24 protein-coding genes are annotated in these 25,424 nt (G+C 72.2%); 11 read left to right on the forward strand and 13 right to left on the reverse strand.

Going from position 1 to position 25,424, the window contains the following annotated elements:
* Window positions 1-96 precede the first annotated feature (96 nt).
* The 3 genes from JIG36_RS13880 to JIG36_RS13890 are packed head-to-tail and all read left to right on the forward strand — an operon-like array spanning window position 97 to window position 2,110.
* Complete coding sequence (locus JIG36_RS13880) at window positions 97-1,023, forward strand: DUF2332 domain-containing protein (protein ID WP_203376579.1); 927 nt, start codon at window positions 97-99, stop codon at window positions 1,021-1,023.
* 9 nt (window positions 1,024-1,032) lie between these two features.
* On the forward strand, window positions 1,033-1,449 hold the full coding sequence (locus tag JIG36_RS13885; protein WP_203376580.1) for an MmcQ/YjbR family DNA-binding protein: 417 nt from the start codon (window positions 1,033-1,035) through the stop codon (window positions 1,447-1,449).
* Window positions 1,450-1,462: 13 nt separating this feature from the next.
* The gene (locus tag JIG36_RS13890) at window positions 1,463-2,110 is read left to right on the forward strand and encodes a hypothetical protein (protein WP_203376582.1); all 648 of its coding nucleotides are present in this window, start codon (window positions 1,463-1,465) and stop codon (window positions 2,108-2,110) included.
* 7 nt (window positions 2,111-2,117) lie between these two features.
* On the opposite strand, the gene JIG36_RS13895 is transcribed toward JIG36_RS13890, so the two are convergent.
* On the reverse strand, window positions 2,118-3,035 hold the full coding sequence (locus tag JIG36_RS13895; RefSeq protein WP_203376584.1) for a DUF5995 family protein: 918 nt from the start codon (window positions 3,033-3,035) through the stop codon (window positions 2,118-2,120).
* A gap of 333 nt (window positions 3,036-3,368) precedes the next feature.
* Here JIG36_RS13895 and erm point away from each other — a divergent pair, with 333 nt between their 5' ends.
* Window positions 3,369-4,163: an ErmE/ErmH/ErmO/ErmR family 23S rRNA (adenine(2058)-N(6))-methyltransferase gene (erm, locus tag JIG36_RS13900; protein WP_203376586.1), complete on the forward strand. Its 795-nt coding sequence runs from the start codon at window positions 3,369-3,371 to the stop codon at window positions 4,161-4,163.
* 82 nt (window positions 4,164-4,245) lie between these two features.
* On the opposite strand, the gene JIG36_RS13905 is transcribed toward erm, so the two are convergent.
* The gene (locus tag JIG36_RS13905) at window positions 4,246-5,355 is read right to left on the reverse strand and encodes a M20/M25/M40 family metallo-hydrolase (protein ID WP_203376588.1); all 1,110 of its coding nucleotides are present in this window, start codon (window positions 5,353-5,355) and stop codon (window positions 4,246-4,248) included.
* Between the two features lie 95 nt (window positions 5,356-5,450).
* On the opposite strand from JIG36_RS13905, the gene JIG36_RS13910 reads away from it, so the two are divergent.
* From JIG36_RS13910 to JIG36_RS13925, 4 genes are all read left to right on the forward strand, one after another.
* Window positions 5,451-6,116, forward strand: coding sequence for a GNAT family N-acetyltransferase (locus tag JIG36_RS13910; protein ID WP_203376590.1), 666 nt, complete (start codon window positions 5,451-5,453; stop codon window positions 6,114-6,116).
* Between the two features lie 84 nt (window positions 6,117-6,200).
* The gene (locus tag JIG36_RS13915; protein ID WP_307872702.1) at window positions 6,201-6,902 is read left to right on the forward strand and encodes a MurR/RpiR family transcriptional regulator; all 702 of its coding nucleotides are present in this window, start codon (window positions 6,201-6,203) and stop codon (window positions 6,900-6,902) included.
* On the forward strand, window positions 6,899-8,014 hold the full coding sequence (gene menC, locus JIG36_RS13920) for an o-succinylbenzoate synthase (protein WP_203376592.1): 1,116 nt from the start codon (window positions 6,899-6,901) through the stop codon (window positions 8,012-8,014). The genes JIG36_RS13915 and menC overlap by 4 nt, the downstream gene beginning before the upstream one ends.
* Complete coding sequence (locus JIG36_RS13925) at window positions 7,993-8,451, forward strand: globin domain-containing protein (RefSeq protein ID WP_307872703.1); 459 nt, start codon at window positions 7,993-7,995, stop codon at window positions 8,449-8,451. The genes menC and JIG36_RS13925 overlap by 22 nt, the downstream gene beginning before the upstream one ends.
* Window positions 8,452-8,578: 127 nt before the next feature.
* On the opposite strand, the gene JIG36_RS13930 is transcribed toward JIG36_RS13925, so the two are convergent.
* A complete protein-coding gene (locus tag JIG36_RS13930; protein ID WP_203376594.1) occupies window positions 8,579-9,523 on the reverse strand; it encodes a LysR family transcriptional regulator in 945 nt (314 codons plus the stop codon).
* 188 nt (window positions 9,524-9,711) lie between these two features.
* Between JIG36_RS13930 and JIG36_RS13935 the strand changes: the two genes are divergently transcribed.
* Window positions 9,712-10,812 (forward strand): alpha/beta fold hydrolase, encoded by a 1,101-nt coding sequence (locus JIG36_RS13935; RefSeq protein ID WP_203376596.1) that lies wholly within the window; start codon window positions 9,712-9,714, stop codon window positions 10,810-10,812.
* A gap of 45 nt (window positions 10,813-10,857) precedes the next feature.
* On the opposite strand, the gene JIG36_RS13940 is transcribed toward JIG36_RS13935, so the two are convergent.
* Complete coding sequence (locus tag JIG36_RS13940) at window positions 10,858-11,856, reverse strand: aldo/keto reductase (RefSeq protein WP_203376598.1); 999 nt, start codon at window positions 11,854-11,856, stop codon at window positions 10,858-10,860.
* Between the two features lie 42 nt (window positions 11,857-11,898).
* A complete protein-coding gene (locus JIG36_RS13945; RefSeq protein WP_203376600.1) occupies window positions 11,899-12,966 on the reverse strand; it encodes a hypothetical protein in 1,068 nt (355 codons plus the stop codon).
* A gap of 202 nt (window positions 12,967-13,168) precedes the next feature.
* Here JIG36_RS13945 and JIG36_RS13950 point away from each other — a divergent pair, with 202 nt between their 5' ends.
* Complete coding sequence (locus JIG36_RS13950; RefSeq protein ID WP_203376602.1) at window positions 13,169-14,062, forward strand: AbfB domain-containing protein; 894 nt, start codon at window positions 13,169-13,171, stop codon at window positions 14,060-14,062.
* Between the two features lie 104 nt (window positions 14,063-14,166).
* On the opposite strand, the gene JIG36_RS13955 is transcribed toward JIG36_RS13950, so the two are convergent.
* Genes JIG36_RS13955 through JIG36_RS13965 form a run of 3 tightly spaced genes read right to left on the reverse strand, consistent with a single transcriptional unit; the run spans window position 14,167 to window position 19,157 of the window.
* The gene (locus JIG36_RS13955; RefSeq protein ID WP_203376604.1) at window positions 14,167-16,647 is read right to left on the reverse strand and encodes an ATP-binding protein; all 2,481 of its coding nucleotides are present in this window, start codon (window positions 16,645-16,647) and stop codon (window positions 14,167-14,169) included.
* 36 nt (window positions 16,648-16,683) lie between these two features.
* Window positions 16,684-18,342, reverse strand: coding sequence for a putative bifunctional diguanylate cyclase/phosphodiesterase (locus JIG36_RS13960; RefSeq protein ID WP_203376606.1), 1,659 nt, complete (start codon window positions 18,340-18,342; stop codon window positions 16,684-16,686).
* Window positions 18,339-19,157 (reverse strand): SAM-dependent methyltransferase, encoded by an 819-nt coding sequence (locus tag JIG36_RS13965; RefSeq protein ID WP_203376607.1) that lies wholly within the window; start codon window positions 19,155-19,157, stop codon window positions 18,339-18,341. Before JIG36_RS13965 ends, JIG36_RS13960 begins: the two co-directional genes overlap by 4 nt.
* 88 nt (window positions 19,158-19,245) lie before the next feature.
* Between JIG36_RS13965 and JIG36_RS13970 the strand changes: the two genes are divergently transcribed.
* Complete coding sequence (locus JIG36_RS13970) at window positions 19,246-19,884, forward strand: hypothetical protein (RefSeq protein WP_203376608.1); 639 nt, start codon at window positions 19,246-19,248, stop codon at window positions 19,882-19,884.
* Here the strand turns inward: JIG36_RS13970 and lhgD are convergent.
* The 5 genes from lhgD to JIG36_RS13995 are packed head-to-tail and all read right to left on the reverse strand — an operon-like array spanning window position 19,867 to window position 25,424.
* The gene (lhgD, locus tag JIG36_RS13975) at window positions 19,867-21,063 is read right to left on the reverse strand and encodes an L-2-hydroxyglutarate dehydrogenase (protein WP_203376609.1); all 1,197 of its coding nucleotides are present in this window, start codon (window positions 21,061-21,063) and stop codon (window positions 19,867-19,869) included. The genes JIG36_RS13970 and lhgD overlap by 18 nt on opposite strands.
* Window positions 21,064-21,118: 55 nt before the next feature.
* Window positions 21,119-21,520: an SRPBCC family protein gene (locus JIG36_RS13980; RefSeq protein WP_203376610.1), complete on the reverse strand. Its 402-nt coding sequence runs from the start codon at window positions 21,518-21,520 to the stop codon at window positions 21,119-21,121.
* Window positions 21,521-21,548: 28 nt separating this feature from the next.
* Window positions 21,549-23,459, reverse strand: a complete 1,911-nt coding sequence (locus JIG36_RS13985) for an ATP-binding protein (RefSeq protein WP_307872704.1) — start codon at window positions 23,457-23,459, stop codon at window positions 21,549-21,551.
* Window positions 23,460-23,479: 20 nt separating this feature from the next.
* Window positions 23,480-24,781 carry a lysine N(6)-hydroxylase/L-ornithine N(5)-oxygenase family protein gene (locus JIG36_RS13990; RefSeq protein WP_203376611.1) on the reverse strand — a complete coding sequence of 434 codons (1,302 nt, stop codon included), beginning with the start codon at window positions 24,779-24,781 and terminating at the stop codon, window positions 23,480-23,482.
* Between the two features lie 4 nt (window positions 24,782-24,785).
* Window positions 24,786-25,424, reverse strand: a complete 639-nt coding sequence (locus JIG36_RS13995; protein WP_203376612.1) for an isochorismatase family protein — start codon at window positions 25,422-25,424, stop codon at window positions 24,786-24,788.

A 25,424-nucleotide genomic window follows, 5' to 3' on the forward strand; every position in this document is an offset into this window, starting at 1 on the left:
CAATTCTTCCCAGTGGGCAAGTTTGCTCTTCGAGCACGTTCGGAGGGAATGCTGGTGCTCGGTGACCACGGTCGGGTGAGGTGCGATCATGCCGCCATGACGACCGCTGAGGAGTACGTCGACTTCGCCGAGCGCCAGGCGCGCGGTTCCTCCCCCGCGTACGAACGCCTGGCCCGCGAAGTCGCCGGCGACGACGAGCTGCTGGCCCTCCTCGACCGGGTCCCACCGCCCAAACGGCAACCGAACCTGCTCTTCGGCGTCGTGCGGCTGCTCGACGGCCCGGTCGGCGACTACAAGGCGTTCCGTACGTTCGTGATCGACCGGTGGGCGGCGGTCGAACCCGAACTGCGCCGCCGGGCCACGCAGACCAACGAGATCGGACGGTCCGCCCTGCTGCTGCCGGTGCTGGCCGCGCTGCCGCAACCCTTGGCGCTGCTCGAAGTGGGCGCGTCGGCCGGGCTCAACCTCTATCCGGACCGCTACTCGTACGACTACAACGGCACCCGCGTCGGCACGAGCGGCCCGGTATTGCCGTGTTCCCTCCGCGGCCGTACGCCACCCGCCGCGCTGCCGGAGGTGGTGTGGCGGGCCGGGATCGACCTCAACCCGCTCGACATCACCGACCCCGACGACCGGGCATGGCTGGAGGCGCTGATCTGGCCCGAGCACGACGACCGCCGCGAGCGCTTGCGGGCCGCCGCCGAGATCGCCGCCGCCGACCCGCCTCACCTGGTCCGCGGCGACCTGGTCGAGGAACTGCCGGCCCTGGCCGCCTCGGCGCCGCCCGGGGCCACCCTGGTCGTCTTCCACACGTCGGTCCTCTACCAGGTGCCACCCGACGTGCGGGCGGCCTTCGTGGCCCTGGTCGGCTCGCTGCCGGGCCACTGGCTGGCCGCCGAGGGCCCCGAGATCGTCGGCCTCGACGAGCACCCGGCCGACGGCCTGCACAAGAACGTGCTCTGCCTGGACGGCAAGCCCCTGGCCTGGACACACGCGCACGGCCGCAGCGCCCATTTCTTCTAGGCTGTACCCATGTCAGGCGACGAGCGGCCGGCTCGGGTCGAGGATGTGCACGCGCTGGCCACGGCCATGCCCGACGTGGTCGTGGGCGGGGACGACGAACACCCCGGGTTCTCGGTCGGGGGCAAGACGTTCATCTTCTTCCGGGAGCCGCGCAAGGACGCGTTCGACCCGGAGACCGGTGAGCGCTACACCGATGTGATCGCGTTCCACGTCGAGTCGGAGGACGACAAGCAGGCCCTCGTGCAGGACGAGAGCACGCCCTTCTTCACGACGCCGCACTGGAACGGCTATCGGGCCGTGCTGCTGCTCGCCCGCGACCTGGGGCGGCTGAGCCGGGCCGAACTGGCCGAGATCGTGCAGGACGCGTGGCTGGCCCGCGCGCCCAAGCGGGCGGCCAAGGCCTGGCGGGAGTCTCGCCCGGGCTGACTACGATGTCGGCGTGTCGATCTTCGCGGCGGTCTCCCGGTGGCGGCTCTGGATTCTGGGTGGCGCGCTGGTCGTCGGCGCCCTGCTTCAGGTCAACCGCGTGCTGTCTCTGGCGGGCTTCCTGCTCGTTCTGGGGCTGATCGTCCTCGGGGTGGTGGCGCAGGCCAAGTATCGCCCGGCCGAGATGGTCAGCCGTCCGGAGTCCGACGAGCTGGTCTCGGTGCCCAATCCCGGTCCGGTGTTCTCGGCATCGGGCTTCACGATCCTGGGTGTCTCACTGGTCAGTGACGACGTGGTCGATCTGGTGCGGGGCAACGACATCTGGTGGGGCGACCCGGCGTCGAGCCTGCTGTGGGTCGCGCTGGTCGGCTTCTGGTGGTACCTCGCGCTCGGCCCCTGGGGAGTGCGGGTGCGGCCCGACGGCGTCGCCGACCGGCAGCCTCTGGGCAGCGTGTTCGTGCCGTGGGCGGCGCTCGACCCCGGGCTGCCGATCGTGCCGGGCGGGCAGAACCAGGTCTTCCTGCACTTCAGCGAGCCGGACCGGGTGGTGCGGCGGGGCCTCCGGCGGCCCAAGCCGAACATCCTCAACCCGCAGTCCGACGCCGGCTATGTCGCCGCCACGATCAACGCCCGGTGGCGGGCCGCGGGCGGCCCAGCCTGAAAGCGGCTCAGGCGGCCAGGTCTGAGGTCGGACGGCGGCCGAACAGGCGGCGGAAACGGCGCCAGCCACCGCCCGCGTCGGTGACCAGGCGGTCGCCGATGATGGCCCACTCGGCCAGCAGCGAACCGGCCCGGTCCATGGTGCGGCGGGCCTGTTCGAAGTCGTCGGCGTCGTTCCGCAGCTCCCACAGGCGGCGACCCTGGTCCCAGGCCCGGGCCCGGGTGACGGTGACCAGCATGCGCTGGCTCCAGTCGTCGAGCGGCCCGACGAACTCGTCGAGCTCGAGCTGCCAGCGCGTCGAGAAGCCCCGGCGCAGCGGCGGGATCTCCTGGTAGAAGATCTCGTTGACCAGCAGGTAGTCGGGGTGGATCAGGTCGTCGGTGGGGGCGCCGGTCTCGTTCCACGTGCCGATCAGCGCGAGCGCCAGGTCGTGGTTGATGTGCGCGTTGACGCCGAGCATGGCCGCCGTGAGCCGGCTCATCCGGGTGTCGGAGGCCCGCTTGAACAGCACCTCCCAGACGTCGGGGGTCTCCTCGTCGTCGTCGTTCCACAGGGTGAGGGCGTCGAAGTAGCGCTTGGCGAACTCGACGTCGAGCAGTTCGAGGAAGTCGGGCTCGTTCACTCCGGTGAGGATGGCCTGGTCGACCCGGCGGGTGATCTTCAGGTAGAGCTCGTTGAAGGCGGAGACGCGGTTGGCGGCCGGGCTCGGCGGCAGCTCGTCCATGATGGTCTGCAGCGTGGTGAGCCGGGTGATGACGTCGCCGATGCCGGCGGGGTGCCCGTCCAGCACCTCGGTCACCTTCTCGTGCAGCGGCTGCCAGCCCCGGCCGGCCGGGATCTCCAGGTCGGACAGCTCGATCCGCTTGGTGCGCAGCAGCTCGGCGCTCCCCCGCGCGAGCTCCCGATCAAACCCCGTCGTACTCATGCGAGACACTGTTCGCTTTCCGGCCTGGTTCCACCACCTCCGTGTCGGCAAACTGTCGCGCGAAACGGCTCACTGCGAAATTCGGATGCCGTACGGGTCCCCGCCGTCTACGGTCGTCGCATGATCATGACGCACGCTCTTCTCGCGGGGGCCATGGCCTCGCGAGGATCGGTGTACGCCATTCGCATGCGCGCCCGGGCTCTCGTCCCGGCCTGCGTCGTCGTCTAGAGCGTTCCGCAGTTTTCGCCGGGGCCCGCTGAGTCCTTTTTCGTCAGCGGGCGGCTCCAGCCTGCCCGCGTTGTGCCGCCGCAGTGGTGGCAGACGGGATTCCCGGTGGCTTCCTCTTCCTACCGCCGGCGCGAGCATGCGCGCGTCCGGCGGATCCTCGGCCAGAACCTCCTCGCCGATCCAGCTGCGATCCGCCACGTCGTGGACGCGGCCTCGCCCGTGGACGGTGAGCTCATCCTCGAGGTCGGGGCCGGCCGCGGGCGCCTCACGGCCGAGCTGCTGCGGCGGCGGGCGCACGTGGTGGCGTACGAAATCGACCCGGGCCTGGCCGCCGCGCTGCCGCAAGCGGACCGGCTGAGCGTGCGCACCGACGATTTTCTGCTGGCCCGGCCGCCGCGCGAGCCGTTCGCGGTGGTCGGCAACATTCCGTACGCGCTGACGTCAGCCGTGGTCGACTGGTGTCTGCGGGCCCCCACGTTACGCAGGGCGACCCTGCTGACGCAGTGGGAGTACGCGCGTAAACGCACCGGCGACTACGGACGGTGGTCGAAGCTGACCATCCTGACCTGGCCGTCGTTCGGCTGGGAGCTGGCCGGTCACGTGCCGCGCGCCGCGTTCCGGCCGGTTCCGCGGGTCGACGGCGGCATCCTGCGAATCACCCAGCGACCGCGGCCGCTGGTGCGCGAGGATCTGCTCCCCCGCTTCCACGACCTGGTCGAATGTGGTTTCGGCGGGGTGGGCGGTTCGGTGCAGGCGTCGCTGAGCCGCCGCTACGGGAGCCGGCGGGCCGCGGCCGCCTGCCGGGCCGTGCGGCTGGCTCCGGACGTCCCGGTCGGCGAGGTGTGGCCCGAGCAGTGGCTCACGATGTTCCGTCTGCTGGGCGGTGGTGCCGGCCGCTGATGTTCCGCCCGCTGGGCGGTGCTGCGGGCCGGCGATCAGGGCAGCGACGCTCCGGCTGCCGAGTGGCGGCGCGGGCCGATGATCAGGACTGCGATGTTCCGGCTGCCGGCTGGTGGTGCAGGCCGGTGATCAAGGCAGCGAGCAGCGCGGTGCGGTCGGTGATCCCCTGGGCCGAGACCCATTCGTGGCGGGCGTGGGCTCCTCCTCCGGGTGGGGCCAGCCCGTCCACGGTGGGCACGCCGAGGGCGCCGGTGGTGTTGGTGTCGGCGGCGCCGTCGGCCGGGCGCCCGCCGAGGGTCTGACCGGCCGCGGCCGCCACCCGCACGATCCGGGCCAGCAGCGCGGTGGTGGCGTCGTTCTCGCGCCACGTCGGGCGATGGGCCAGCAGCGTCGACTTCACCACAGCCCTGTCCCGGAAGGCGGAAAGCCCGTCCAGCCCACCCAGCACAGCCTCCTCGTCGTCGCGCGAGAGGAAGCGCAGCCCCAGGTCGGCGTGAGCGCGACCGGCGACGACGTTGGTGCGGCCGCCCCCGGCGATCGTGCCCGCGTTGAGCAGCACCGGCCGGTCCGCGACCAGCGCCCGTACGCGCACCAGCTGGTCGACCAGCTCGTCGATCGCGTTCACGCCGGCGTCGGGGTCGAGGGCGGCGTGGGCCTCGATGCCGGTCACCTCGATGCGGGCCCGGGTGCTGCCCCGGCGGCCGGTCTTGAGGTCGCCGCCCGGGTGCGGGGGTTCCAGACCGAGCACGGCGGTGGCCCGGGCCGCCTCGGCGCGCACCAAGTCACCGGCCGTTGGGGAGCCGATCTCCTCGTCGGCCACGACCACCACCCGTACGGCGGGAAGCTCTTGCTCTGACGATCGCAGGCTCGTGACCGCGGCCAGCAGCGCCACCAGGCCCGCCTTGGTGTCGTAGACGCCCGGACCGCGCACGGTGTCGCCCTCGACCGACCACGGCATGGTCTCGAGGGTGCCGACCGGCCAGACCGTGTCGTAGTGGCTCAGCAGCAACAGCTCGTGACCGGTGACACCGCGGGCGGGCAGCGACCAGACGAGGTGGTCGCCCTCACGTGCGGTGTGGAACCCGGCGTCGGCCGCGTCCGCCTCGAGGACCTCGGCGAAGGCGGCCAGGGCCCGCCGGTCACCGGTCGGCGACTCCAGCCGGGTGTAGCGGTGCAGCGTTTCGAGCGACATATACGAACGCTAAGTTCGCCGTCCGACGTTGTCAACGCGCATCGATAGCGGCAGGATGGCGAACATACGTTTCGCATCTTGAGCGGAGGCGGGCAGTGGAGATCGAGGTGCGTGATCTGGCCGGGCTCGGTGAATGGTCGGCGGCGTCGGCGCTCTACCGGTCCGTCTTCGGATATGTGGAGCCCGAGTTCGGCGTCAGCCCGCGCCTGCTGGCGGCGCTGCACGAGAACTCGGGGTCGGTGATCGGCGCGTTCGACCGGGGCGAGCTGGTCGGGTTCTGTTACGGGTTCACCGCGGTCGAGGACGGCGTGATCTACCACTACTCGCAGGCGGCCGCGGTCGCCGCGCGCGCTCAGGGGGCCGGGGTGGGGCGGCGGCTCAAGTTCGCGCAGGCCGAGGCGGCCCGGCGGACGGGCGCGCGGACGATGCGGTGGACCTTCGACCCGTACGCGCTGCGCAACGCCCACTTCAACTTCGCCGTGCTCGGGGCGACGGCGATCCGGTTCTTGCCCGACTACTACGACGACGGCTCTTCGGACCGGGTGCTGGTCTCCTGGGACCTGTCGGGCCACGTGCCCGCGCCGAGTCGATCGGACGAGGTGGTCGCCCCGTCCGATGGCCGCTGGTCGGCGCCCGACCCGCCCGACCGGGTGACGCTGCGGGCGGCGCTGATCGAGCGGTTCCGGGCCGGCGGCCGGCTCGTCGAGGTCACCCGCCGCGGCGAGCAGGCGGTCTACAAGTTCCGGGAGGCAGACAGGTGACGTCAGGACCGCGCCTCGGGCGGAGTCCGGGGGCAGACAGGTGACGTCAGGACCGCACCTCGGGCGGAGTCCGGGGGCAGACAGGTGACGGGAGACGCGCAGGTGACCGAGGGCGCACAGGTGACCGGAAGCGGACGGGTGACCGGAGGCGGGCGGGTGACCGGGTCCAGCCCGGCCGAGCGGTTCGACCGCAACGTTCAGCGGCGCTCGGCCCAGGTTCTCAAGCAGCGGGTCCTCGATCAGCAGCGCGAGGCGTTCGAGAAGGCCCTGGCCTGGGCGGCCGAGCACGACGCGATCGAGCAGGCCGCGGCCCGCATCGTCTCGGCCCGCCGGCGCTACCTGCTCGGCAACGGCAAGTCGCTCAGCTACGCGTCGCTGCTGGCGGCCGACCTCGGGGCCGGGCTGTCCGGGGTGCACCTGGTCGACGGCTCGCACCTGCGGCCGCTCGACGTGCTCGGCGACATCCGGCAGGGCGACCTGATGGTGGCGATCCTGATGTCCCGCTACCGCCGCGAGACGGTGGACGTGGCCGAGGCGTACGTGGCGCACGGCGGCGAACTCGTGCTCATCACCGATGCCGACGACGCGCCGCTGACCGGCCGGGCCACGACCCGCATCGTCATCGGGACGGACACCGCCTCGTACGCCAGCTCCCCCACCTCGGTCGTGCTGGCGTTGCACCTGCTGGCCACGCTGACCATCGCCAGCTCCAAGGGCGCCGGCCGCCGCCTGCACGAGCGGGATGCCCTGGCCGCCGAGCTCGGCCTCTACCGGGACCCGGCATGACCCGCGTCGAGAGCGTCGAGTTGCGGCGCGTACGGCTTCCGCTCGTGCACGAGTTCCAGACCAGCTCGCACGCCAAACGGTTCCTGGAACACATCCTGGTCGCGTTGACCGCCACCGACGGCACCGTGGGCTGGGGTGAGATCGCCTCGCCGAGCGGGCCGTTCTATTCGGCCGAGACCGTCGAGAGCTGCTGGGCGGTGGCCCGCGACCACCTGGCGCCGCTCGTGCTGGGCGCCGACTGGGACCACCCGGCCGACCTGGCCGCCGTGCTGGCCAAGGTCCGGGGCAACCAGTTCGCGCGGGCCGGGTTCGACATGGCGGCCTGGGCGCTGTGGTCGTCCGCGCAGGGCGTTCCGCTGGCGTCGGCGCTGGGCGGCACCCGCGCGACGGTCGAGGCGGGCGTGTCGCTGGGCATCGAACCGACCGTCGACGACCTGCTGACCCAGGTGCGGGCCCGGGTCGCCGAGGGCTACCGCCGGGTCAAGCTGAAGATCGCGCCGGGCTGGGACGTCGAGCCGGTGCGGGCCGTACGGGCCGCCTTCCCCTCGGTTCCGCTGCATGTGGACGCGAACGGGGCGTACGGGAAATCGGATCTGCCTCTGCTGGTGAAGCTGGACGGACTGGGGCTGCTGATGATCGAGCAGCCGTACGCTCCCCGCACCCTCGCCGACCTGGCCGACCTGCAGCGGCAGCTCGACACGCCGATCTGCCTGGACGAGTCGGTCGAGGAGCTGGACGACCTGGTGACGGCGCTGCGGCTGGGCGCCGGGCGGATCCTCAACATCAAGGTGTCGCGGATGGGCGGCCTGACGACGGCGGTCCGCGCCCACGACCTGGCCGTCGAGCACGGCGTGCCGGTGTGGTGCGGCGGCATGCACGAGTTCGGCATCGGCCGCGCGGCCAACGTGGCACTGAGCGCGCTGCCCGGCTTCACGCTGCCGTCGGACGTGTCCGGTTCCGACAAGTACTACGCCCGCGACGTCACCACCACGCCGATCGTCGCCACCGACGGCCTGGTCGAGGTGCCCGCCGCCGCCGGCCTGGGCCGCTCACCGGACCTTGATTTCGTCCAAGCGAACACCGTCGCCCGGTGGCATTCTCAGTCCTCATGACGAGCGTCTACGAGGCCGCCGGCCGCCTCGAGGGCCTGACCCGCCTGGCCGGCGCGTGGCACGAGCGGGTGCTGGCCGACCCGGTGGTGAGTCACGCCTTCAGCCACGGTTACCACCCCGACCACACGGCCCGGCTGGCCGCCTATTGGGCCGAGGCCCTGGGCGGCCCGGCGTCGGGCCTGGACGAGACCACCATCGTCCGCATGCACAGCGGCAACGGCCCCCACGACGAGATGAACGACCGGGCGATCGCGTGTTTCGACCGGGCGCTGGACGACGCGGGCCTTGCCGCCGAGCCCGTCGGCCGGGTGTTGCACGACTATTTCGCCTGGTCGACGCGCGACTCGATGAATCGTTACCACCGCCCGGAGGACGACGTGCCGGCCGGCCTGCGGATCCCCCACTGGTCGTGGGACGGCCTGCAGCAGCCCGGCTGAATTCCGCCAGCCGGTTTGTCACGCGGCGTCGCGGCGTGCGGCGGCGCAGCGTGCGGCGGCGCAGCGTGCGGCGGCGCAGCGTGCGGCGGCGCAGCGTGCGGCGGCGCAGCGTGCGGCGGCGGGGCCGTCACGGCACCCCGAACGCCGGGTGGGCGGCGAGCCAGCGGGCGTAGCGGGGGCGGCGGGTGACGATGTCGCGGTAGGAGGCGGCGGCCCGGGCCAGCACGTCGGGGGCGTGGGCGGCGGCCGGGGACGACGGGTCCCAGCCGATCAGGTGGCGCCAGCTCAGCGGGGAGTCGCGCAGCGGGACGGCCACGGCGCCGGGCACGTCGCGGACCGTGGCCTGGCACAGGGCCACGGCCCGGCCCGAGGTGACCAGGTCGAAGACGGCGCCGGCGTCCATCTCGTACGGGAAATGGGGTGTGAAGCCGGCGCGGGCACAGGCGGCGGCGAAGCACTCGTTGAAGCAGCCGTCGCCGGGTGCGCTCACCCACCGTTCGGCCGACAGGTCGGACAGCGTGACCTCCTCCCGGCCGGCGAGCGGATGCCGGGCGTCGAGCAGCACCCACACCGGGTCGACCGAGACCACCCGCCAGTCGAGGTCGCCGGGGTGGCCGGTGGCGCAGGCGCCGATCAGCGCGTAGTCGAGGCGTCCGGACTGGACCAGGCGGACGATCTCGTTCTCGGACCAGGTGGCGTGGACCGAGACCGGACGGCCGGGGTACGCGTCGGCGAGCCGCTGGACGAGACCGGCGACGATCGGCCCGTTGGTCGCCCCGACCCGGAAGCGGCCGCCGTCGCCGGCGGTCAGCAGCACCCCGGCCTCGTCGTGCAGACCGCTCACGGCGGGCAGCAGCAGCCGGGCCCGGGCCAGCAAGAGGTCGCCCAGCTCGGTGGGGACGACGCCCCGGTTGCCGCGCACGAACAGCGGCCCGCCGAGCAGTCGCTCCACGCGCCGCAGCTGGGTCGTCAGCGCGGGCTGGGCCACGCCGAGGGCGGCGGCGGCCTTGGTGACGCTGCCGGCGTCGGCGATCGCCAGGATCAGGCGCAGGTGGCGCAGTTCCAGCTCCACCGGGACGACGATAGATTCGCGTTCGTCTCTTTCGGAAGATCGCCCGGGTTAACTTCGCGCAATGCATCATCCAGGCGCGATGATCACCCGATCGGGCCCGGAGTGGCGCGTGTTTTGTACGTTTTGGGCGATTAAACCTATCCGGTGTGCGCAGTCATCTGATCACTCGAATTCTCGCCGTCACGGTCGTGAGCGGCACTCTCCTCAACGCGGGCACGACCGGGGCGCTGGCCGGCTCCGACCGGTTCGGCCCGGCTCACGTCTTCCGGTGGAACCCGTCATCCGAGCCGGGCACCGTGCTCAGCTCGACGCCGCGCGCGCTGCCGGAAGGGCTGCGTCTGCTGGCCCGGGCCAAACAGATCAAGTACGCCACCACCGACGTACGGGGGAAGGAAATCACCGCCTCCGGGCTCGTGCTGACGCCGCTGAAGAACAAGAAGAACAAGACGGTCGTGTGGGCCCACGGCACCACCGGCATCGCCGACAAGTGCGCGCCGTCGGCCAACGACGACGTGTTCTGGCCCGAGGCCCGGGTCGCGGTCTCGTCGCTGCTGGAGCGCGGCTGGACGGTGGCCGCGCCGGACTACCCCGGGCTCGGCACGCCGGGACCACACCCCTACCTGGTCGGCGCGAGCGAGGGCCGGTCGATCATCGACAGCGTGCGGGCCGCCCGCAACCTCGATGACGACTTGTCGAAGCAGTACGCGGTGGACGGCCACAGCCAGGGCGGGCAGGGCACCCTGTTCGCCAATCAGCTGGCCGGGGCGTACGACGGGGAACTGCAGTTGAAGGGCACGGTCAGCATCGCCCCGACCAGCCAGACCCGCGCGCTGGCCGAGGCGATCCCGGGCTCGGCCGGGCAGGGGTTCATGGCGATGGCCCTGTACGGCCTGAACGCCGTGGAGCCGTCGTTCGAGCCCGAGACCGTGCTGACCCCGGCCGCCCGGGCCAAGGGCGAGGTGCTGCGCGACGGCTGCCTGGCCGAGGTGCTCGAGGCGTACGCGCCGCCGCTGCCGCTCCTGAAGAACAACAAGCTGCCCGAGGCCTGGGTGGACAAGCTCTACCAGTACGTCGAGCCGGGCCGGACGCCGCTGACCGCGCCCGCCTTCGTCGTGCAGGGCACCGACGACGCGATCGTGCCGGCTGCCTTCACCGACATCCTCGTGGAGGACCAGCTCAAGGGCGCCCCGGTCCGCTACGACAAGCTGCCCGGCCGCGACCACGACCAGGCGGTCATCGACTCGACCAACCGGGTCGCGGCCTGGATCAGCCAGCGCTTCGACTCGTAACCCTCACCGTCAACCTAACCCTCGACCTCGACCTCAAGTTGAGGGTTAGGCCAGGCGCTCGAGCTGGTCCTCCGACAGCTTGACGTCGAGTGCGGGCAGCGCGGCCTCGAACTGCTCCGGCGTACGCGGACCGATCAGCGGCAGCACCCGGGGCGCGCCCTGGTGCAGGAGCCAGGCCAGCACGAGCTGGTTCGGGGTCACGCCGGTCTCCCCCGCGACCTCGGCCAGCACGGCCAGGCGGGCGTCGGTGTCGGGGCCGGTGTAGTTGTCCATCATCCAGTGGCCGTCCCGCTTGGCCGCGCTGTCGTAGACACCCTTGAGGATCGGCGAGTAGGCCACCAGCGTCTGGTCGTCGTGCTCGGCCAGATAGTCGAGCTGCTCGGCGTTCACGATGCTGCTGGACTCGACGCCGGCCCCGGGCCGCAGATACGAGTGCTGCTGCTGGACGGCCACGGGCAGGGTCCAGCCGTTGCGCGCGCACAGCTGCCGGATGCGCTCGAGCCGCCACGTGCGCACGTTCGACCAGCCGAGGTGCCGGACCTTCCCTTCCCGTACGAAGGAGTCCAGCACTTCGAGGGTCTCCTCGAGCGGAGTGGCCCGGTCGTCGACGTGCACGTAGTAGAGGTCGACGTGGTCGGTGCCGAGGCGGCGCAGGCTGCCCTCGAGCGCGCCGCGCAGGGTGCCGGCCCCGGCGCCTTCGAAGGTGCGGCGGGCCAGCTCCCAGTTCGGGTTGCCGTCGGCATCCCACAGGTCGGGCGAGTAGATCGGCACTGCGCTGCCCTTGGTGGCGAGGAAGACCTCGTCGCGGTGGTTGCCGTCGCGCATCCAGCGGCCGAGCAGCTCCTCGCTCTGTCCGCCGAGGATGCCGGGGTGGGCCCACCACTCGTAGCAGTCGGCGGTGTCGAGGAAGGAGCCGCCGATCTCCAGGTAGCGGTTGAGGATGTGCACCGAGTCGCGCTCGTCGGTGCTGCCGCCCATCTGCATGGTCCCGAGCGCCATCGCGCTGACCTGCCGTCCGGTGCGGCCCAGTTCGATCGTCTGCATGTCCGGAACGCTAGGTCTTCGAGCGCGCTCTAGGTCAAGTCTTCACAGGGGCGACACCTTGAGCGAACCGATGCCACCGACCGCCTCGATGGCGAGGCCGCCCGACACGTCGTCGTCGCCGCGCGAACGCACCGTCTCGCCGCCGTCGATGCCCTCGTCCCGGTCGCCGTTGAGCGAGATCGCGCCGGCGCCCTTGCGGACGCGCACCTTCACGGCGAACTCCCCCTCGGTGCCGATCCGCCACTCGTGGACACCGCCGGCCATCCGGATCTCGATCTGGCGGCTCTGCCGGGGCAGGGTGAGCCCGAGCTCGTTGGCCCCGCCCTCGAAGTAGAAGTCGCGCACCGATCCGCCGGCCATGTCGAAGTTGCCGCGCCGGACCCCGCCCTCCATCCGGATCGTCCAGGTGATCCGCTCGTCGAGCACCACGCTGACGTCGCCCGTGCCCCGCTCGCCCCGGCGCTCGGCGGTGAGGGTCAGTTCGGTGCCGTCCAGCTTCGCGTCGGGGACCACGCCGCTGCCGTCGGGCGAGCTGACCTTGGCGATGCCGTCGCGCGGGGGCCGGCCCAGCGACACGTTGAGCTCGGTGAGGCCGGAGGCGAGCACGAAGGTGCCGGCCGCGAACGCCGGCCCGGCCGGCGGCGCCGGGGAGGCCGAGGTCGGCGGGGGCGCGGCGGCCGAGGCCGAGGCCGAGGTCGGCGCCGGAGAGGGCTCGATCGAGACCGGCGGGCTCGGGGCACCGCCGACGATGATGTCGGGGTCGGAGGCGGCCGTGGGCGGCGCGGCCGTCTCGTCGCTGCCGACCATGCGGGTCAGCACGATCGCGCTGACGCCCAGGAAGAGGACGGCGCCGGTCACGGCCGCGAGCAGGCGCAGACGGCGGCGCGGAGGTTCCGGCGGCTGCCCGATGACGGTCGTCGGATTCGGGCTCCGGTCGGGCCAGTAGTCGGAGATGCGGGGCAGGGTGACCGGGGCCGGTTTCGCCTGGCCGGTCGGGCCGGCCGATCCCGCGTACGTGCCGTTGTCGTACTCGCCGGTGTCGGGGACCAGCGCGTATTCCCCCGTCGGCGGAAGGTCGTCAGTGTGCGGAGGGCGGGCGGAGCCGTCCATCGCGCCTCCTCGGTGCGGCCTCGGCGACCCGCGGACCCGGGTGCCGTCACCGGGTGGTACGGGCGGGACCTGGCGAGAGTTCGATTTCCGTCCACGTCTCGTCGGAGCGTCCGAACACTTGCCATTGGCGGCTTTCGCCGTAAGAATGCCTTTCCGACAGCTTAAGAATGCCTTAGCCGGTGGCTCGCGGATCGGAATTCACATGCCCGACGAGGATAGACCCGAGCGGTTGCGGATCGGCGGTTGGGTTCCGCCGTACCGCGACACCAAAGGTCCTCTTCGCCCACCTGTTCCTCCTCGCCGCCGAGCCGCCGGCCTCACCGCCGCACTGTGGAACGGCCCGATCCGCCGCCACACGTCCACCGGCCTCGGCCGCCGGGTGGTCGCGGCCGCGGCGACCGGCGTGGTGATCGCCGTGGCCGGACTGACCGCGCTCGCCCTGCGCGGCGACGACGGCGACTCCTCCCTGGTACAGCGCGTGGTGCTGCCGCCGTACACCCCGTCAGCCCCGGTCTCGATCCTGCCCGCGCCGACCACCAGCAGCGCGGGCCCCGGCTCGATCACCCGCACCCCGACCCGCCACCGCGAGACCGAGGCCACCCGCACCCGGCCCACGACCAAGCCGCCGACCAGCCGCCCGCCGACCACCGCCCCGGCCGCGACCCAGCTGGTGGTCGGCGCGACGGTCGGGCTCGCCCACGCCGACTACCCCGGCTACCGGCTGCGCCACCACGACTTCGTGGCCCGTTTCGACGCCATCGACGAGGGCAGTTCCCGCGGCACCCGGCAGGATTCCCGATTCACCGTCCGGCGCGGATTGGCGTCGTCGAGCTGCGTCTCGCTCGAGTCAGTCAACTTTCCGGGCTATTTCCTGCGGCACCGCGACTACGTCCTGCACCTCGACCGGCGGGACGGTTCCGATTTGTTCGACAAGGACGGCACATTCTGCCCGCACGCGGTCCGCGACGGCGCCGCGCTCATTCTGGAATCGGTCAATTACCCGTCGTACTACCTGGTCGGCAGCAATCGCGGCGTGCGCATCGAAAGGGTCAGCCCCGGACGGGCCACCGCCTTCCTCGTCCGCGAGGCGGTCTGAGCACCGTTCGTCATCCCGGCCGCACGCCCGGTACTCGCGACCGGTCCGCACGGTACGAACCGCGGCGTGGTGCTTTCCCGGCAGGACAGGCCCTAGCAGCGCGGCTAAGGTGCGGCGGGCAGGCCGGGGCGGGGCAGGCGGAGCAGCAGGCTCGCGCCGGGCTGGGCGCTCGTGTCGACGGTGATGGTTCCGTGGTGCAGGCCGGCCACGGTCTCGGCCAGCGTCAACCCCAGCCCCGCGCCTGGCACGCCCTGGTGGGCCACGTTGCTGGCGCGGTAGAAGCGTTCGAACAGGCGCTCGTGCTCGCCCGGCGGGATGCCGATGCCGGTGTCGGAGACACGCAGCTCGGCCGCCTCCGGCGAGGCCGTCAGCGACACCCGGATGTCGCCGCCGCGGGGTGTGTAGGCGATGGCGTTGTCCAGCAGGTTGGCCACGACCTGCCGTAACCGGCCGGCGTCGCCGAACAGGTGCAGCTCGCTGGGCAGCTCACTGTGCAGCCGTACCCCCGCCGCCCCGGCCGAGGGTTCGGCGGAGGCCACCGCGTCCGCGACCACCCCGGACAGGTCGATCTCGGACGGGTCGAGGCGCAGGTGCCCACTCTGCAGGCCGGCCAGGTCGAGCAGGTTGTCGACCACGCCGCTGAGGTCGCGGGCGTTGCGCTCGATCACCCGGGCCATGTCGGCGGTCTCGCCGTCGGTCGCGGCGTCCTCGGCCAGCAGTCCCGCGTAGCTCGTGATCGAGGTCAGCGGGGTGCGCAACTGGTGGCCGACCAAGGTCAGGAAGTCGTTGCGGGTGCGGGCCAGCTGTTCGGCCAGGTCGGCGTACCGGCGCAGCGCGATGAACAGGCCGAGCTGGGCCGCCACGCCGCTGAGCAGTACGGTCAGCAGCTCCTCGTCGTCCTCCTCGGCGGCCGCGAAGCAGGCCATGACGCCCAGCAGCACGCCCCCGTCGCGTACGGGAAGCGCGATGACGGTGTGCAGACCGCGCCGCGCGTAGTCCTGGGCGTCGGTGACCTCCTCGCCGGCCGCGCGGGCGATGTCGGGCACCCAGAGCGGCTGCCCCGATTCCCAGACGGTGCCGATGATGCCGGCGCCCTTGCGGATGGTCCCGGCGGTCACGGGTCCGGGCAGGTCGGGGCGGGTGCTCCAGTGCGCGCTCGGCTGGAGGGTGCCGGTGACGGTGTCCAGCAGCCACAGTTCCCCGTACGGCCACCGCAACGCCTCGCAGACCGTCTCCAGCACCGCCGTCGCGGCCTCGGGCACGTCGGACGACTCGGTGAAGATCTTCCGGATCCGCCGTTCCGCGGTGTGGAACAACTCAGTCCGGCGCGCCGCCGTGACCTCGTGCAGGGCGGCGACCGCGCCCAGGCGGCGGCCCTCGCCGGTGGTGATCGGCTGCGCGTGGGCCGCGAAGACCCGCTCCCGGCCGTCGCCCGCCATGATCAACAGGTCGTCCGCGACGACGTGTTCCCCGCGCAGCGCCCGCAGCACGGGCGTCCGGGACAGGGGCAACCGGGAGCCGTCGAGGTCGCGCAGGGCCTCGGCCGCGGTCTGTTCCACCTCGTCCGAGGTCCAGTCGTCGGCGATGCCGTGCACCTCGCGCAGGGCCCGGTTCATCACCAGGATGTGGCCGTCCACATCGACCGCGACGACGCCCACGTCCAGGCTTTCCAGCAGCGCGGCCAGGAAGCTCCGTTGACGCTCGGCCTCGGTCTCGGCCGCTGCCTCGCGGGTGCGGTCGGTGATGAAGGCGCAGGCCAGTGAGCCCGACGCGCCGTGCACGACCGAAAGCAGGATCCGGGTCGGCACGAGGTGCCCGTCCCGGTGGCGCAGGTCGACCGTACGCGGCACCGGATGGTCGCAGGCCGGCCCGGTGAACAGCCGTTCCAGAGCCTCCCCGATCGACCGTTCGCCGTTCCCGGGCAGCACGGACTCGCCGACGTGGCGGCCCACGACCTCGTCGGCCCGCCAGCCCAGCAGCTCCCGCGCCGCGCGGTTGAACCCGGCGACCGTGCCCTCGGTGTCGACCGCGATGAACGCCTCCTGCAGGCTCTCCATGAGGCCGGCCAGGTCGAGACCGGTCACTGCGGCCGACGCTGTGCCCCGGCCCGGGACCGGCACCGGATCGAGCAGGTGCGCGACTTCCAGCAGCATCGAGACTTCCCGGTCGCCCCACCGGCGTTGGTCGGTGTCCATCACTGCCAGCGCTCCGACCGGCCGGTCGTCCTCGTCGCGCAGGGGCACCGCGGCGAACGCCCGTACGCCGAAATCGACGTTCAGGGGGTGCTGCTCCAGGTCGGGGACGCACGCCGGCGCGTCCTGGATGACCGCGTACTTGCCGACCGAGTACCCCGTCGACGCCCACCCGCCGGCCGCCAGCCGCGGCGGCAGGCCGTACGACCCGGCGAAGTGTTCCTTGTGGCGGCCGACGAAGGTGACCGCGCCCATCGGCGCGCCCAGCAGCTGGGCCGCGAGCTGGGCGATGCCGTCGAGCGGCATGGGCCGGGCCGAGCTGGTCCGCCGGGCCCGGTCCGCCGCGGCCAGCCGCTGTCTGTCGGCCAGCACTGTCTCGTCCTCAACGGGCATGGCCCCCGCCCCCGTCCGTCCGCTGCGACCCGCGGCTTACCCGTCGCCACCGGAGCAAAACCTGCCTTTTCCGGCAGGCGCGGGGCGGCCCAGGTGGTAGCCCTGGCCGTGGTCGCAGCCCAGGGCACGCAGGGTCTGCTCCTGCTCGGCGGTCTCGATCCCCTCGGCCGTGACCGTCATGCCCATCTCGTGGCAGGCCGCGATGATCAGGCCGAGCACGCCGCTCTCGTGGAACCCCAGCAGGAGTTCGGCGGCCAGCTTGGCCTCGGTGAACGGCAGCGCGGTGAGGACGGCCAGGCTGGAGTAGCCGGTGCCGAAGTCGTCGAGGGCCAGCCGCACCCCGAGGCCGCCCAGCCCGGCCAGCACCGAGCGGTAGGGCAGGGCCTCGCCGGTCTCGGTGATCTCGAGCTGGAGGCGGTCGGCGGGCAGGCCGCTGCGGTGCAGGATGTCGGCCACGGCGGCGACCAGGCCGGGGTCGCTCAGCTGCACCGGGGACAGGTTGACGCTGACCAGCAGGTCATGGCCGGCCCGGCGCCACTCGGCGCCCTGACGGCAGGCCTGCTCGAGCAGGGTGCGGCCGAGGCGGTGGATCAGGCCCGTACGCTCGGCGACCTGGATGAACTGCTGCGGGTCGAGCGGTCTGCCGCCGGGGCGCGGCCAGCGGGCCAGGGCCTCGACCCCGATCGTGGCGCCGTCGGCCAGCCGGACCAGGGGCTGGTAGTGCAGGGTGAACTCGCCGCGATCGAGGGCGGCCGGCATCGCGGCGGCCAGGCGGTGCCGGCGGCGTTCCTCGGCCGCGCGGGCCGGGTCGAACAGCTCGGGGCCGAGCCTGTCCTGCCGGGCCCAGCGCAGGGCCAGCCGGGCGTCGTGCAGCCAGCGGTCGGGTTCGCTGCCCGCCACCGGCCGCTCGACCAGGCCGATCACCGGGGTGACGTGCAGGTCGTGGCCGTCGATCGGCACCGGGCCGGCCAGCAGCCGGACCGCCTGGTCGGCCACCTTGATCAGGTCGTCGGGCCCGGTGGTGCCGGTGACCAGCACGGCGAACTGGTCGTCGGCCAGGTGGGCCAGGACGCCCAGCGGGCGCAGCCGGCGCGCGATCGCGGTCAGCAGACGGGCGCCGTTGTCGGGTCCCAGGGTGTCGGAGAGTTCGTCGTAGCGGTCGAGGCTGATCAGCAGCAGGCCCAGCCGCTGCCCGCGGTCGATTTCGGCCAGAGTGCGGCGCAGGTGCTGCTCGTTGGGCAGGCCGGTGTCGGGGCGGTGCAGGACGGCCTGCTGGAGCTGCCGTTGCAGGTCGAGCTGGACCGCCCGCCAATGGATCTTCTCGGAGCGGTTCATCTCTTCGGCGGCGCGGACGGCGGCGTCGCGCTGAGCGGCCACAAAACCGGTCACCAGGCGGTCGAGCAGGTCGAGAATCCGCCGACGGGTCTCGTCGTCCTCCCCCACCACCGCCGGGAGCCGGCCGGCGATCAGGTGCACGGTCGCCCCGATCACCGGGGGCGCCGACATGCGCAGGTCGACCAGTTCGGCTCCGATACGGGCGCCCGGCGCGGCGTCGAACGGTTCGGCCCGGACCGCCGCCACGAACTCCTCGAGCAGGTCGCGCAGGGCGGCGCGGGCCCGGGCCCGGACGCCGGGGACGAAGCCCGCGGCCACCACGCCGCGCAGCCACTGCTCGGTGAGCCCGTCGAGGGTCACCGGATCTTCCTGGCCAGCGCGACCAGGGCCGTCGGCTGGGGCGGATCACCGGCCTCGTCGGGGTCGGGGAGCCAGTCGGTGGCCGCGACCACGCCCGGCTCGACCAGTGCGAAGTCGTCGCCGACGAGCGCGGCCACCTGCTCGCGGGTGCGGATCACGACCGGGGTCGGCGTCTTCTCGTACAGCTTGCGGGCCTGTTCCTGCGCCTCGCGGCCCTCGGGCGTCTCGTCGGGGCCGAGGTGCGAGATCACGAGGTAGCTGCCCGAGACCAGCGACTCGCCGAGACGGCGCAGGATGCCGGCCGGGTCGGACTCGTCGGGCACGAAGTGCAGAACGGCCACGGTGAGCACGGCGACCGGCTCGGAGAAGTCGAACAGGTCGAGCACCTCGGGGTGGTAGAGGATGCTGTCGGGCTTGCGCAGGTCACCCTCGATCACCCGGGCGTACGGGTTACCGGTGAGCAGGCTGCGGCTCTGCTGTACGGCGATCGGGTCGATGTCGACATACATGACGCGGGCCTCGGGATCGGCCTCCTGGGCCACCTCGTGCACGTTGCCCAGCGTCGGGATGCCCGAGCCGATGTCGAGGAACTGGCGGACGCCGTGGGCGCTCAGCCGGCGCACCGCCCGGCCCAGGAAGGCCCGGTTGGCCCGCGCGACCAGCCGGGCGCCGGGGAACATCTTCTCGGCGCGGTGCCAGAACTCCCGGTCGACGGCGAAGTTGTGCAGGCCGCCGAGCGCGTAGTCGTAGACGCGGGACGCGTCCGGCACCGTGATATCCACACCTTCGGGCACCCACCCGTACGATTCGGTCATCTTCTCCCCACAGACCTGACTCCCCCGGCACAGCCTACTGCCCATTGTGGAGGGATCGGTGGATATCGATCATGTCAGACTGCGGAACATGAACTCCGCCGAGACCGACGCCGCCGTCCGCAACAACGCCGACTGGGTGTCCGCGGTCTGCCGCGCCCACGGCATCGGCTGGACGTTCGGCCCCAGGAGCTGGCGCAGCGCGGGGCCGACGCCGCAGTTCTACCCCGAGGCGATCACCCTGCGGGCGAGTGCGGCCCCGGCCGATGTGGTGCGCGGCAGCGACTCGGTGAAGGACAGTTTCGCCGCGCTCGACCTCACGCCGTACGGCTTCCGCCCGCTGTTCGACGCCCAGTGGATCTTCCGCGAGGCCGGGCCGGTCACCCCCGGGCCGGCCGGGCGGGTGACGTCGGAGACCGAACTGCGGCGGTGGCCGGCCGCCCTGAATCGAGCGCTGCTCGACGACCCCGCGGTCCGTGTCATGGCCGTGCGTGACGGGGAGCGGCTGCGCGGCGGGTTCGTCCTGAACCGTACGGGCGGGGTGGCCGGGGTCTCGAATCTGTTCGCCGCCGACACCGGTGACATGCCGCTGATCTGGTCGGCCGCGACGGCGGCGGCCGGCGGTCTCCCGATGGTCGGTTACGAGGGTGGCGACGACCTCGAACACGCTCGGGCAGCCGGTTTCCGCGCGGTCGGGCCGCTGCGCGTCTGGCTACGTGACGGGCTCTGACCACACGGCGCCGGCCACGTGTTCGGCGATGGCCAGGCTGGAGGTCGCCGCGGGCGAGGGCGCGTTGCGCACGGCGATGACGGGTCCGAGCCGGTGGATGCGGAAGTCGTCCACGAGCCCGCCGTCACGGTCAAGAGCTTGCGCCCGTACGCCCGAGCCGGCGCGAACCACGTCCGGAGCGCCGATCTCGGGGACGTAGAGCTGGGCCGCGCGCATGTAGGCCCGCTTCGACATCGAGCCGTGCAGTTCCCGCATCCCCGTACGCCAGTGTCGCGCGGCCATGCGCCACGTGCCGGGCCAGCCCGCGATGCCGGCCAGGTCGCGGACCGACACGTCGCCGAGCCGGTAGCCCTCGCGGGCGGTGGCCATGACGGCGTTCGGCCCGACCTCGACGTCACCGGTGACACGACGGGTGAAGTGCACGCCGAGGAACGGGTAGCGCGGGTCGGGCACCGGATAGATCATGCCCCGTACGAGGTGGGTCTTCGCCGGGCGCACCTTCATGTACTCGCCGCGGAACGGCACGATGCGCGGCGCCGCCTCGTCACCGGCCAGCCGGGCCACGAGGTCGCTCTGCAGACCGGCACAGACGACGAGACGGTCGACGGTGACCCGTTTGTTGATGAGGATTCCGGCCCCCGAGCGCTCGACAGCGCGTACGGGGAAACCAAGCCGCACCTCACCGCCGGCCGCGACCACGTCGTCGGCGAGGGCGCGGGCCACGGCCGGGTAGTCGGTGATCGCGGTGTGGGGCGAGTGCAGGGCGGCCAGCCCGGTCGCGTGCGGCTCGACCTCGCGGATCCCGTCGGGCCCGATCCGGCGCAGCCCCGGCACCAGATTGCTCCCCGCGCGCTCGGCCAGCGCGTCGAGCCGGCCCACTTGCTCGGGCGAGACGGCGACAACAAGCTTGCCGCATTCCTCGTACGGGATATGCCGGTCCGAGCAGTACTCGCGCAGCATCGCGCGTCCCCGCGTGCACAGTCGCGCTTTGAGACTGCCCGGCGCGTAGTAGATGCCCGCATGCACCACACCCGAGTTGTGCCCGGTCTGATGCGCGGCGAGCCGGTCCTCCTTCTCGAACACGACAACCCGCGTTCCGGGCCGCCGCCGCCCGAGCTCCCGGGCCACCGCCAGCCCGACGATGCCACCCCCGACGACACCGATGACATCGTCCGCCACGCGCCCTCCTCAGGCCGGCCCGGCCACTTCGTCCGCCGCGCGTGCCCCGGCGTCGTCAGGATGCTTCCAGCACCTGCTTGATCTCGACGATGCCCCGTTCGGTGCGCGCCTGTACGGCGCCGGCCAGGGCATGCGGCAGCACGTCGGTCACCCAGACCAGCCGGCAGATGTCGCCGTCGTCGTACACCTGGAAGCTCGCGTGGTGGTAGGTCAGCGGCATCTTCTGCCCCTCGACCACCGCGTAGGCCAACCGCCGTTCCCGCTCGTCGATCGAGACGATCAGTTCCCGGATCTCCGACCCGTCCGGCAGGGTCAGAATCCGCATGTCTCCCTCGAGCCGCGCGCTCACAACCCGCCCCGGCAGCAGCCGCCGGTGAACCTGCCCGACGTCGGCGACCGCCGCCCAGACCTGCTCGGCGGAAAGCTCGATGACCGCCTCGACGCGCACGGTTGCCATCGGGGCAGCCTAGCGAAGTGCCTTCGGGTCAGACCGTTGACGGGGTGCGGTGCAGGGCCTCGTGGACCGTGTGGAGCAGGTCGTGGGCCGTGAACGGCTTCTCGACGAAGGGTGCCGCCGGGTCCAGCATCCCCGACACGTCGAGCATGCCGGCGCTGTAGCCGGACATGTAGATCACCGGCAGGCCGGGGACGCGCTCGCGCAGCAGCTCGGCCAGGCGCGGGCCGCTCATGTCGGGCATCACCACGTCGGTGATCAGGGCGTCGGCCGAGCGCTCGCCGAGCACCACCAGGGCCTCGGGACCGGTCGCGGCGGCCAGCACCCGATAACCGGCGACGGTCAGGATGCGGGTGGCCGCGCGCATCAGGGCCGGCTCGTGCTCGACGACCAGGATCGTGCGCCCGTCGCCGGAGGGTGGCAGCGTGCCCCGGCTGTCCGGGGTCGTGGCGACCGTGGTCAGCGGCAGGTGGACGCGGAACGTGGTGCCCACGCCGGGCTCGGAATAGACCGCGATCGACCCGCCGCCCTCGGTCACCATGCCGTAGACGGCGGCCAGGCCCATGCCGGCGCCCTTGCCGGGCTTGGTGGTGAAGAACGGCTCGAAGACCCGCTCGGCGACGTCCGGGGTCATGCCCGCGCCGGTGTCGGAGACCAGCAGCCGGCCGTGGTCGCCGGCGAGGGCGGCCTCCAGCACGAGGGTGCCGCCCTCTTCCATGGCGTCGCGCGCGTTCGTCGCCAGCTGCTCCAGGATCTGCTGGAGCTGGCCGGGGTCGGCGCGCACGGTCAGCGGCCGCGGCCCGGGCCGGACCACGATGGAGACCTGCTCGCCGACCAGAGGTTCCAGGCGTTCCCGGGCCTCCTCCAGGGCGGCGTTGAGGTCGACGTCGCCCGCCCGGGCCCCGGCGCCGCGGGTGAAGGTGAGCAGCTGCCGGGTCAGGCCCTGCGCCCGGTCGGCGGCCGACCGCACGTGCTGCAGGTCCTCGCGTACGGCGGGCTTGTCCTCGGTCTCGTCGATCGCGAACTCGGTGTAGTTGACGATGATGCCGAGGATGTTGTTGAAGTCGTGGGCCAGACCGCCGGCCAGTTTGCCCAGGCTCTCCATGCGCTGGGCCTGGTGGGCGCGGTCCTGTTCGGCCCGGCGCTCGTCGGCCGCCGCCTTCATCTCGCTGACCTCGCGGGCGGTCACCGACACCCCGGTCACCGATCCGGCGGCGTCGCGGATCGGGGCCATGTTGATGGACAGCTCCAGCGGCGAGCCGTCGCGGTGCACACGCCGGGCCTCGTAGTGCACGTGCCGCTCGCCGTGCCGGACCCGGGCGATCATCGCCATCTGGTCGGCGGTGGAGGTGTCGCCCGAGAACAGCGACATGGGCTGGCCGATGGCCGCGCCCGCGTTGTAGCCGAACAACCTCTCGGCGCCGCGGTTCCAGGCCGTCACGCGGCCCTCCAGGTTCACCCCGATGATGGCGTCGTCGGTGTGCTCGACGACCGCGGCCAGGGTCGCCCGGTGCTTCTCGGCGGCGTTGAGCGCGGCCTGCTCGCGGGCGTCGGCCTCGCTGAGGCGGTTCTGCTCGCCGGGCGAGGTGAAGATGGATCCGCCCCCGAGCAGCACCTTGTAGCTGCGGCGCAGGGTCCAGTAGTAGACGCCGACGAGCGCGGTGAACATGTCCCAGGCGGCCGACGGCCACTCCCAGCCGGGCTGCAGATGCCCGTGCCCGTCGACCTGGGCCGACCGGATGGCCATGAACGCGTGCAGGCCGTGACCGACCGCGCAGCTGAAGAAGATCATCGCGGTCGTCACGGCGAGCTTGTTGCTCCACAACTGCTTCGCCCGGGTCACCGGCACCAGGATCGCCATCATGATCGCCGCGTAGGCGACCATGATCACCAGGTTTCCCAGGATATAGAGCTGTTCCGGCACGATCGTCCTATCGGCCACCCCCAAAACGATCTGAGCGGTTAGCCCCGAATCAAGGGTGACGCGAGCCGGGCCGAGATGGATTCCACGATCTCGCCCGCCCGCACGGCGCCCGCCGACAACAATGTGGCGGTTATTCCGTGCGCGTGCTCGGTCCCGCCCTGCAGATAGAGCCCGGCCTGCAACCGGGCGTCGGTCACGAGGCGGTAGTCCCGGTGCACCCGCAGCAGGTTCTCGTCGTCGCGGTGGACGTGGGCCCCGGCGGCGCCGAGCAGACGAGTGGCGTCGACCGGGCGGTATCCGGTGGCGTACACGATCGCGTCGGCCTCGAGGTCGGTGCGCTTGCCGCTCGGCAGATGCTCGACGACCGCGGTCACGCCCTCGTCGCCCGGCCGCAGCTCGGCGATGCGCGACGCGTTCATCATGTGCAGCCGGGGCCGGCCCAGCACCTTCTCGCGGTAGGCCCGCCGGTACAGGTCCTCGATCAGCTCGCCGTCGACCACCGAGTAGTTGGTGTTGCGGTGGTAGTCGAACAGCATCCGCTTCACGTCGGCCGGCGCGTCGAAATACAGGTCGACGGCCTGCGGGTCGAAGATCTGGTTGGCGAAGTTGCTGTCGTCGGCCGGGCTGTAGCCGTAGCGGAAGAACACCGAGTGCACGTCGGCGCTCGGGTAGTGCTCGTGCAGGAAGGCGACCGACTCGGCGGCGCTCTGCCCGGCGCCGACCACGATGAAACGCTCGGGGCGGGGCACGTCGAAGCGGGCGACCCGGTGCAGCAGGTCGAGGTTGTGCCACACCCGCGGTCCGGGCGTGACCTCGGGCGGCAACGAGGACTCGAGACCGACCGCGACCACCACGTTCCGAGCCCGCAGCGTACGGGTCTCGGAGCCCTGCCGCACGACGACGTCGACGGCGTGGAACTCACCGCGGTCGTCGGCGACCGGAACCACATCGGTCACCGTGTGGCCGTAAAGGACCTGGTCCCGTACGCGCTCGGCCGCCCACACGAAATAGTCGTGGAACTCGACCCGCAGCGGGTACATCGTCTTGTAGTTGATGAACTCGGCGAGCCGGTCGTGGGCGTGCAGGTAGGACACGAAGCTGTAGTCGCTGGCCGGGTTGCGCATCGTGACCAGGTCCTTGAGGAACGACACCTGCATCGTGGCGTCGGCGAAGAGCATGCCGCGGTGCCAGCCGAAACCGTCCTGCCTCTCGCAGAACACGGCGTTGATGCGGTCCTCGGCGCGCGTACAGGCGCTGTTGTGTTCCTCGACGGCGATCGCGAGGGCCAGGTTGGACGGCCCGAAGCCGATGCCCACCAGGTCGTACACCGGGTTCTCCATGGTCTTACCTTTCGGTGAGGGCATCGGTGATCTCGCTGGTGGTGGCGACCACGCCGCAGCGGTCCGAGACGTGCCGCAGCGCGTCGCGGTGGTGGGCCGGGCTGAAGTCGGCGACCGCGTCGGCCACCACGAACGGCTGGATGTCACGCATGAACGCCTCGAGCGCCGTCGCGAGCACGCCGATGTGCGCGTAGACCCCGGTGACGACGATCTGGTCGCGGTCGCCGAAGACCGAGTCGAGCGAGGTGCCGACGAACGCGCTGTAGCGCCGTTTGGTCAGCCGCAGCTCGCCCGGGCCGGGCGTGAGCGCGTCGGTGATGGCCAGGGCGTGCGGATCGGCCGGCGGCCCGTCGCCCCAGAAGTCCTGCAGCAGCCCGCGTTCGGCCAGGCTCTGGCCGCCGGGCTGGGCCGAGAAGACCACCGGGATGCCGAGTTCGGCCGCGTGTTTGCGCAGCGTCGCGATGTTGTCGACGACCCGGGCCAGCAACGCGTTGTCGGCGGTGCCGAACGGGGCCAGGAAGTAGTTCTGCATGTCGTGCACGAGCAGCACGGCGCGGGCGGGATCGGGCCGCCAGGCCACGCGGGCGCGGTCGATGCCGAATCCGGCCGGGATCGGGTACGGGGTGATGCGGGGCAGCGACAC

The organism is Paractinoplanes ovalisporus (assembly GCF_016834655.1).
Classification (GTDB): domain Bacteria; phylum Actinomycetota; class Actinomycetes; order Mycobacteriales; family Micromonosporaceae; genus Actinoplanes; species Actinoplanes ovalisporus.

Coding starts and splice junctions, on each gene's coding strand:
- JIG36_RS13880 (WP_203376579.1), top strand. CDS start 97: ATGACGACCGCTGAGGAGTACGTCGACTTCGCCGAGCGCCAGGCGCGC.
- JIG36_RS13885 (WP_203376580.1), top strand. CDS start 1,033: ATGTCAGGCGACGAGCGGCCGGCTCGGGTCGAGGATGTGCACGCGCTG.
- JIG36_RS13895 (WP_203376584.1), bottom strand. CDS start 3,035: ATGAGTACGACGGGGTTTGATCGGGAGCTCGCGCGGGGGAGCGCCGAG.
- JIG36_RS13905 (WP_203376588.1), bottom strand. CDS start 5,355: ATGTCGCTCGAAACGCTGCACCGCTACACCCGGCTGGAGTCGCCGACC.
- menC (WP_203376592.1), top strand. CDS start 6,899: ATGACCCGCGTCGAGAGCGTCGAGTTGCGGCGCGTACGGCTTCCGCTC.
- JIG36_RS13940 (WP_203376598.1), bottom strand. CDS start 11,856: ATGCAGACGATCGAACTGGGCCGCACCGGACGGCAGGTCAGCGCGATG.
- JIG36_RS13945 (WP_203376600.1), bottom strand. CDS start 12,966: ATGGACGGCTCCGCCCGCCCTCCGCACACTGACGACCTTCCGCCGACG.
- JIG36_RS13950 (WP_203376602.1), top strand. CDS start 13,169: ATGCCCGACGAGGATAGACCCGAGCGGTTGCGGATCGGCGGTTGGGTT.
- JIG36_RS13955 (WP_203376604.1), bottom strand. CDS start 16,647: ATGCCCGTTGAGGACGAGACAGTGCTGGCCGACAGACAGCGGCTGGCC.
- JIG36_RS13965 (WP_203376607.1), bottom strand. CDS start 19,157: ATGACCGAATCGTACGGGTGGGTGCCCGAAGGTGTGGATATCACGGTG.
- JIG36_RS13970 (WP_203376608.1), top strand. CDS start 19,246: ATGAACTCCGCCGAGACCGACGCCGCCGTCCGCAACAACGCCGACTGG.
- JIG36_RS13980 (WP_203376610.1), bottom strand. CDS start 21,520: ATGGCAACCGTGCGCGTCGAGGCGGTCATCGAGCTTTCCGCCGAGCAG.
- JIG36_RS13990 (WP_203376611.1), bottom strand. CDS start 24,781: ATGGAGAACCCGGTGTACGACCTGGTGGGCATCGGCTTCGGGCCGTCC.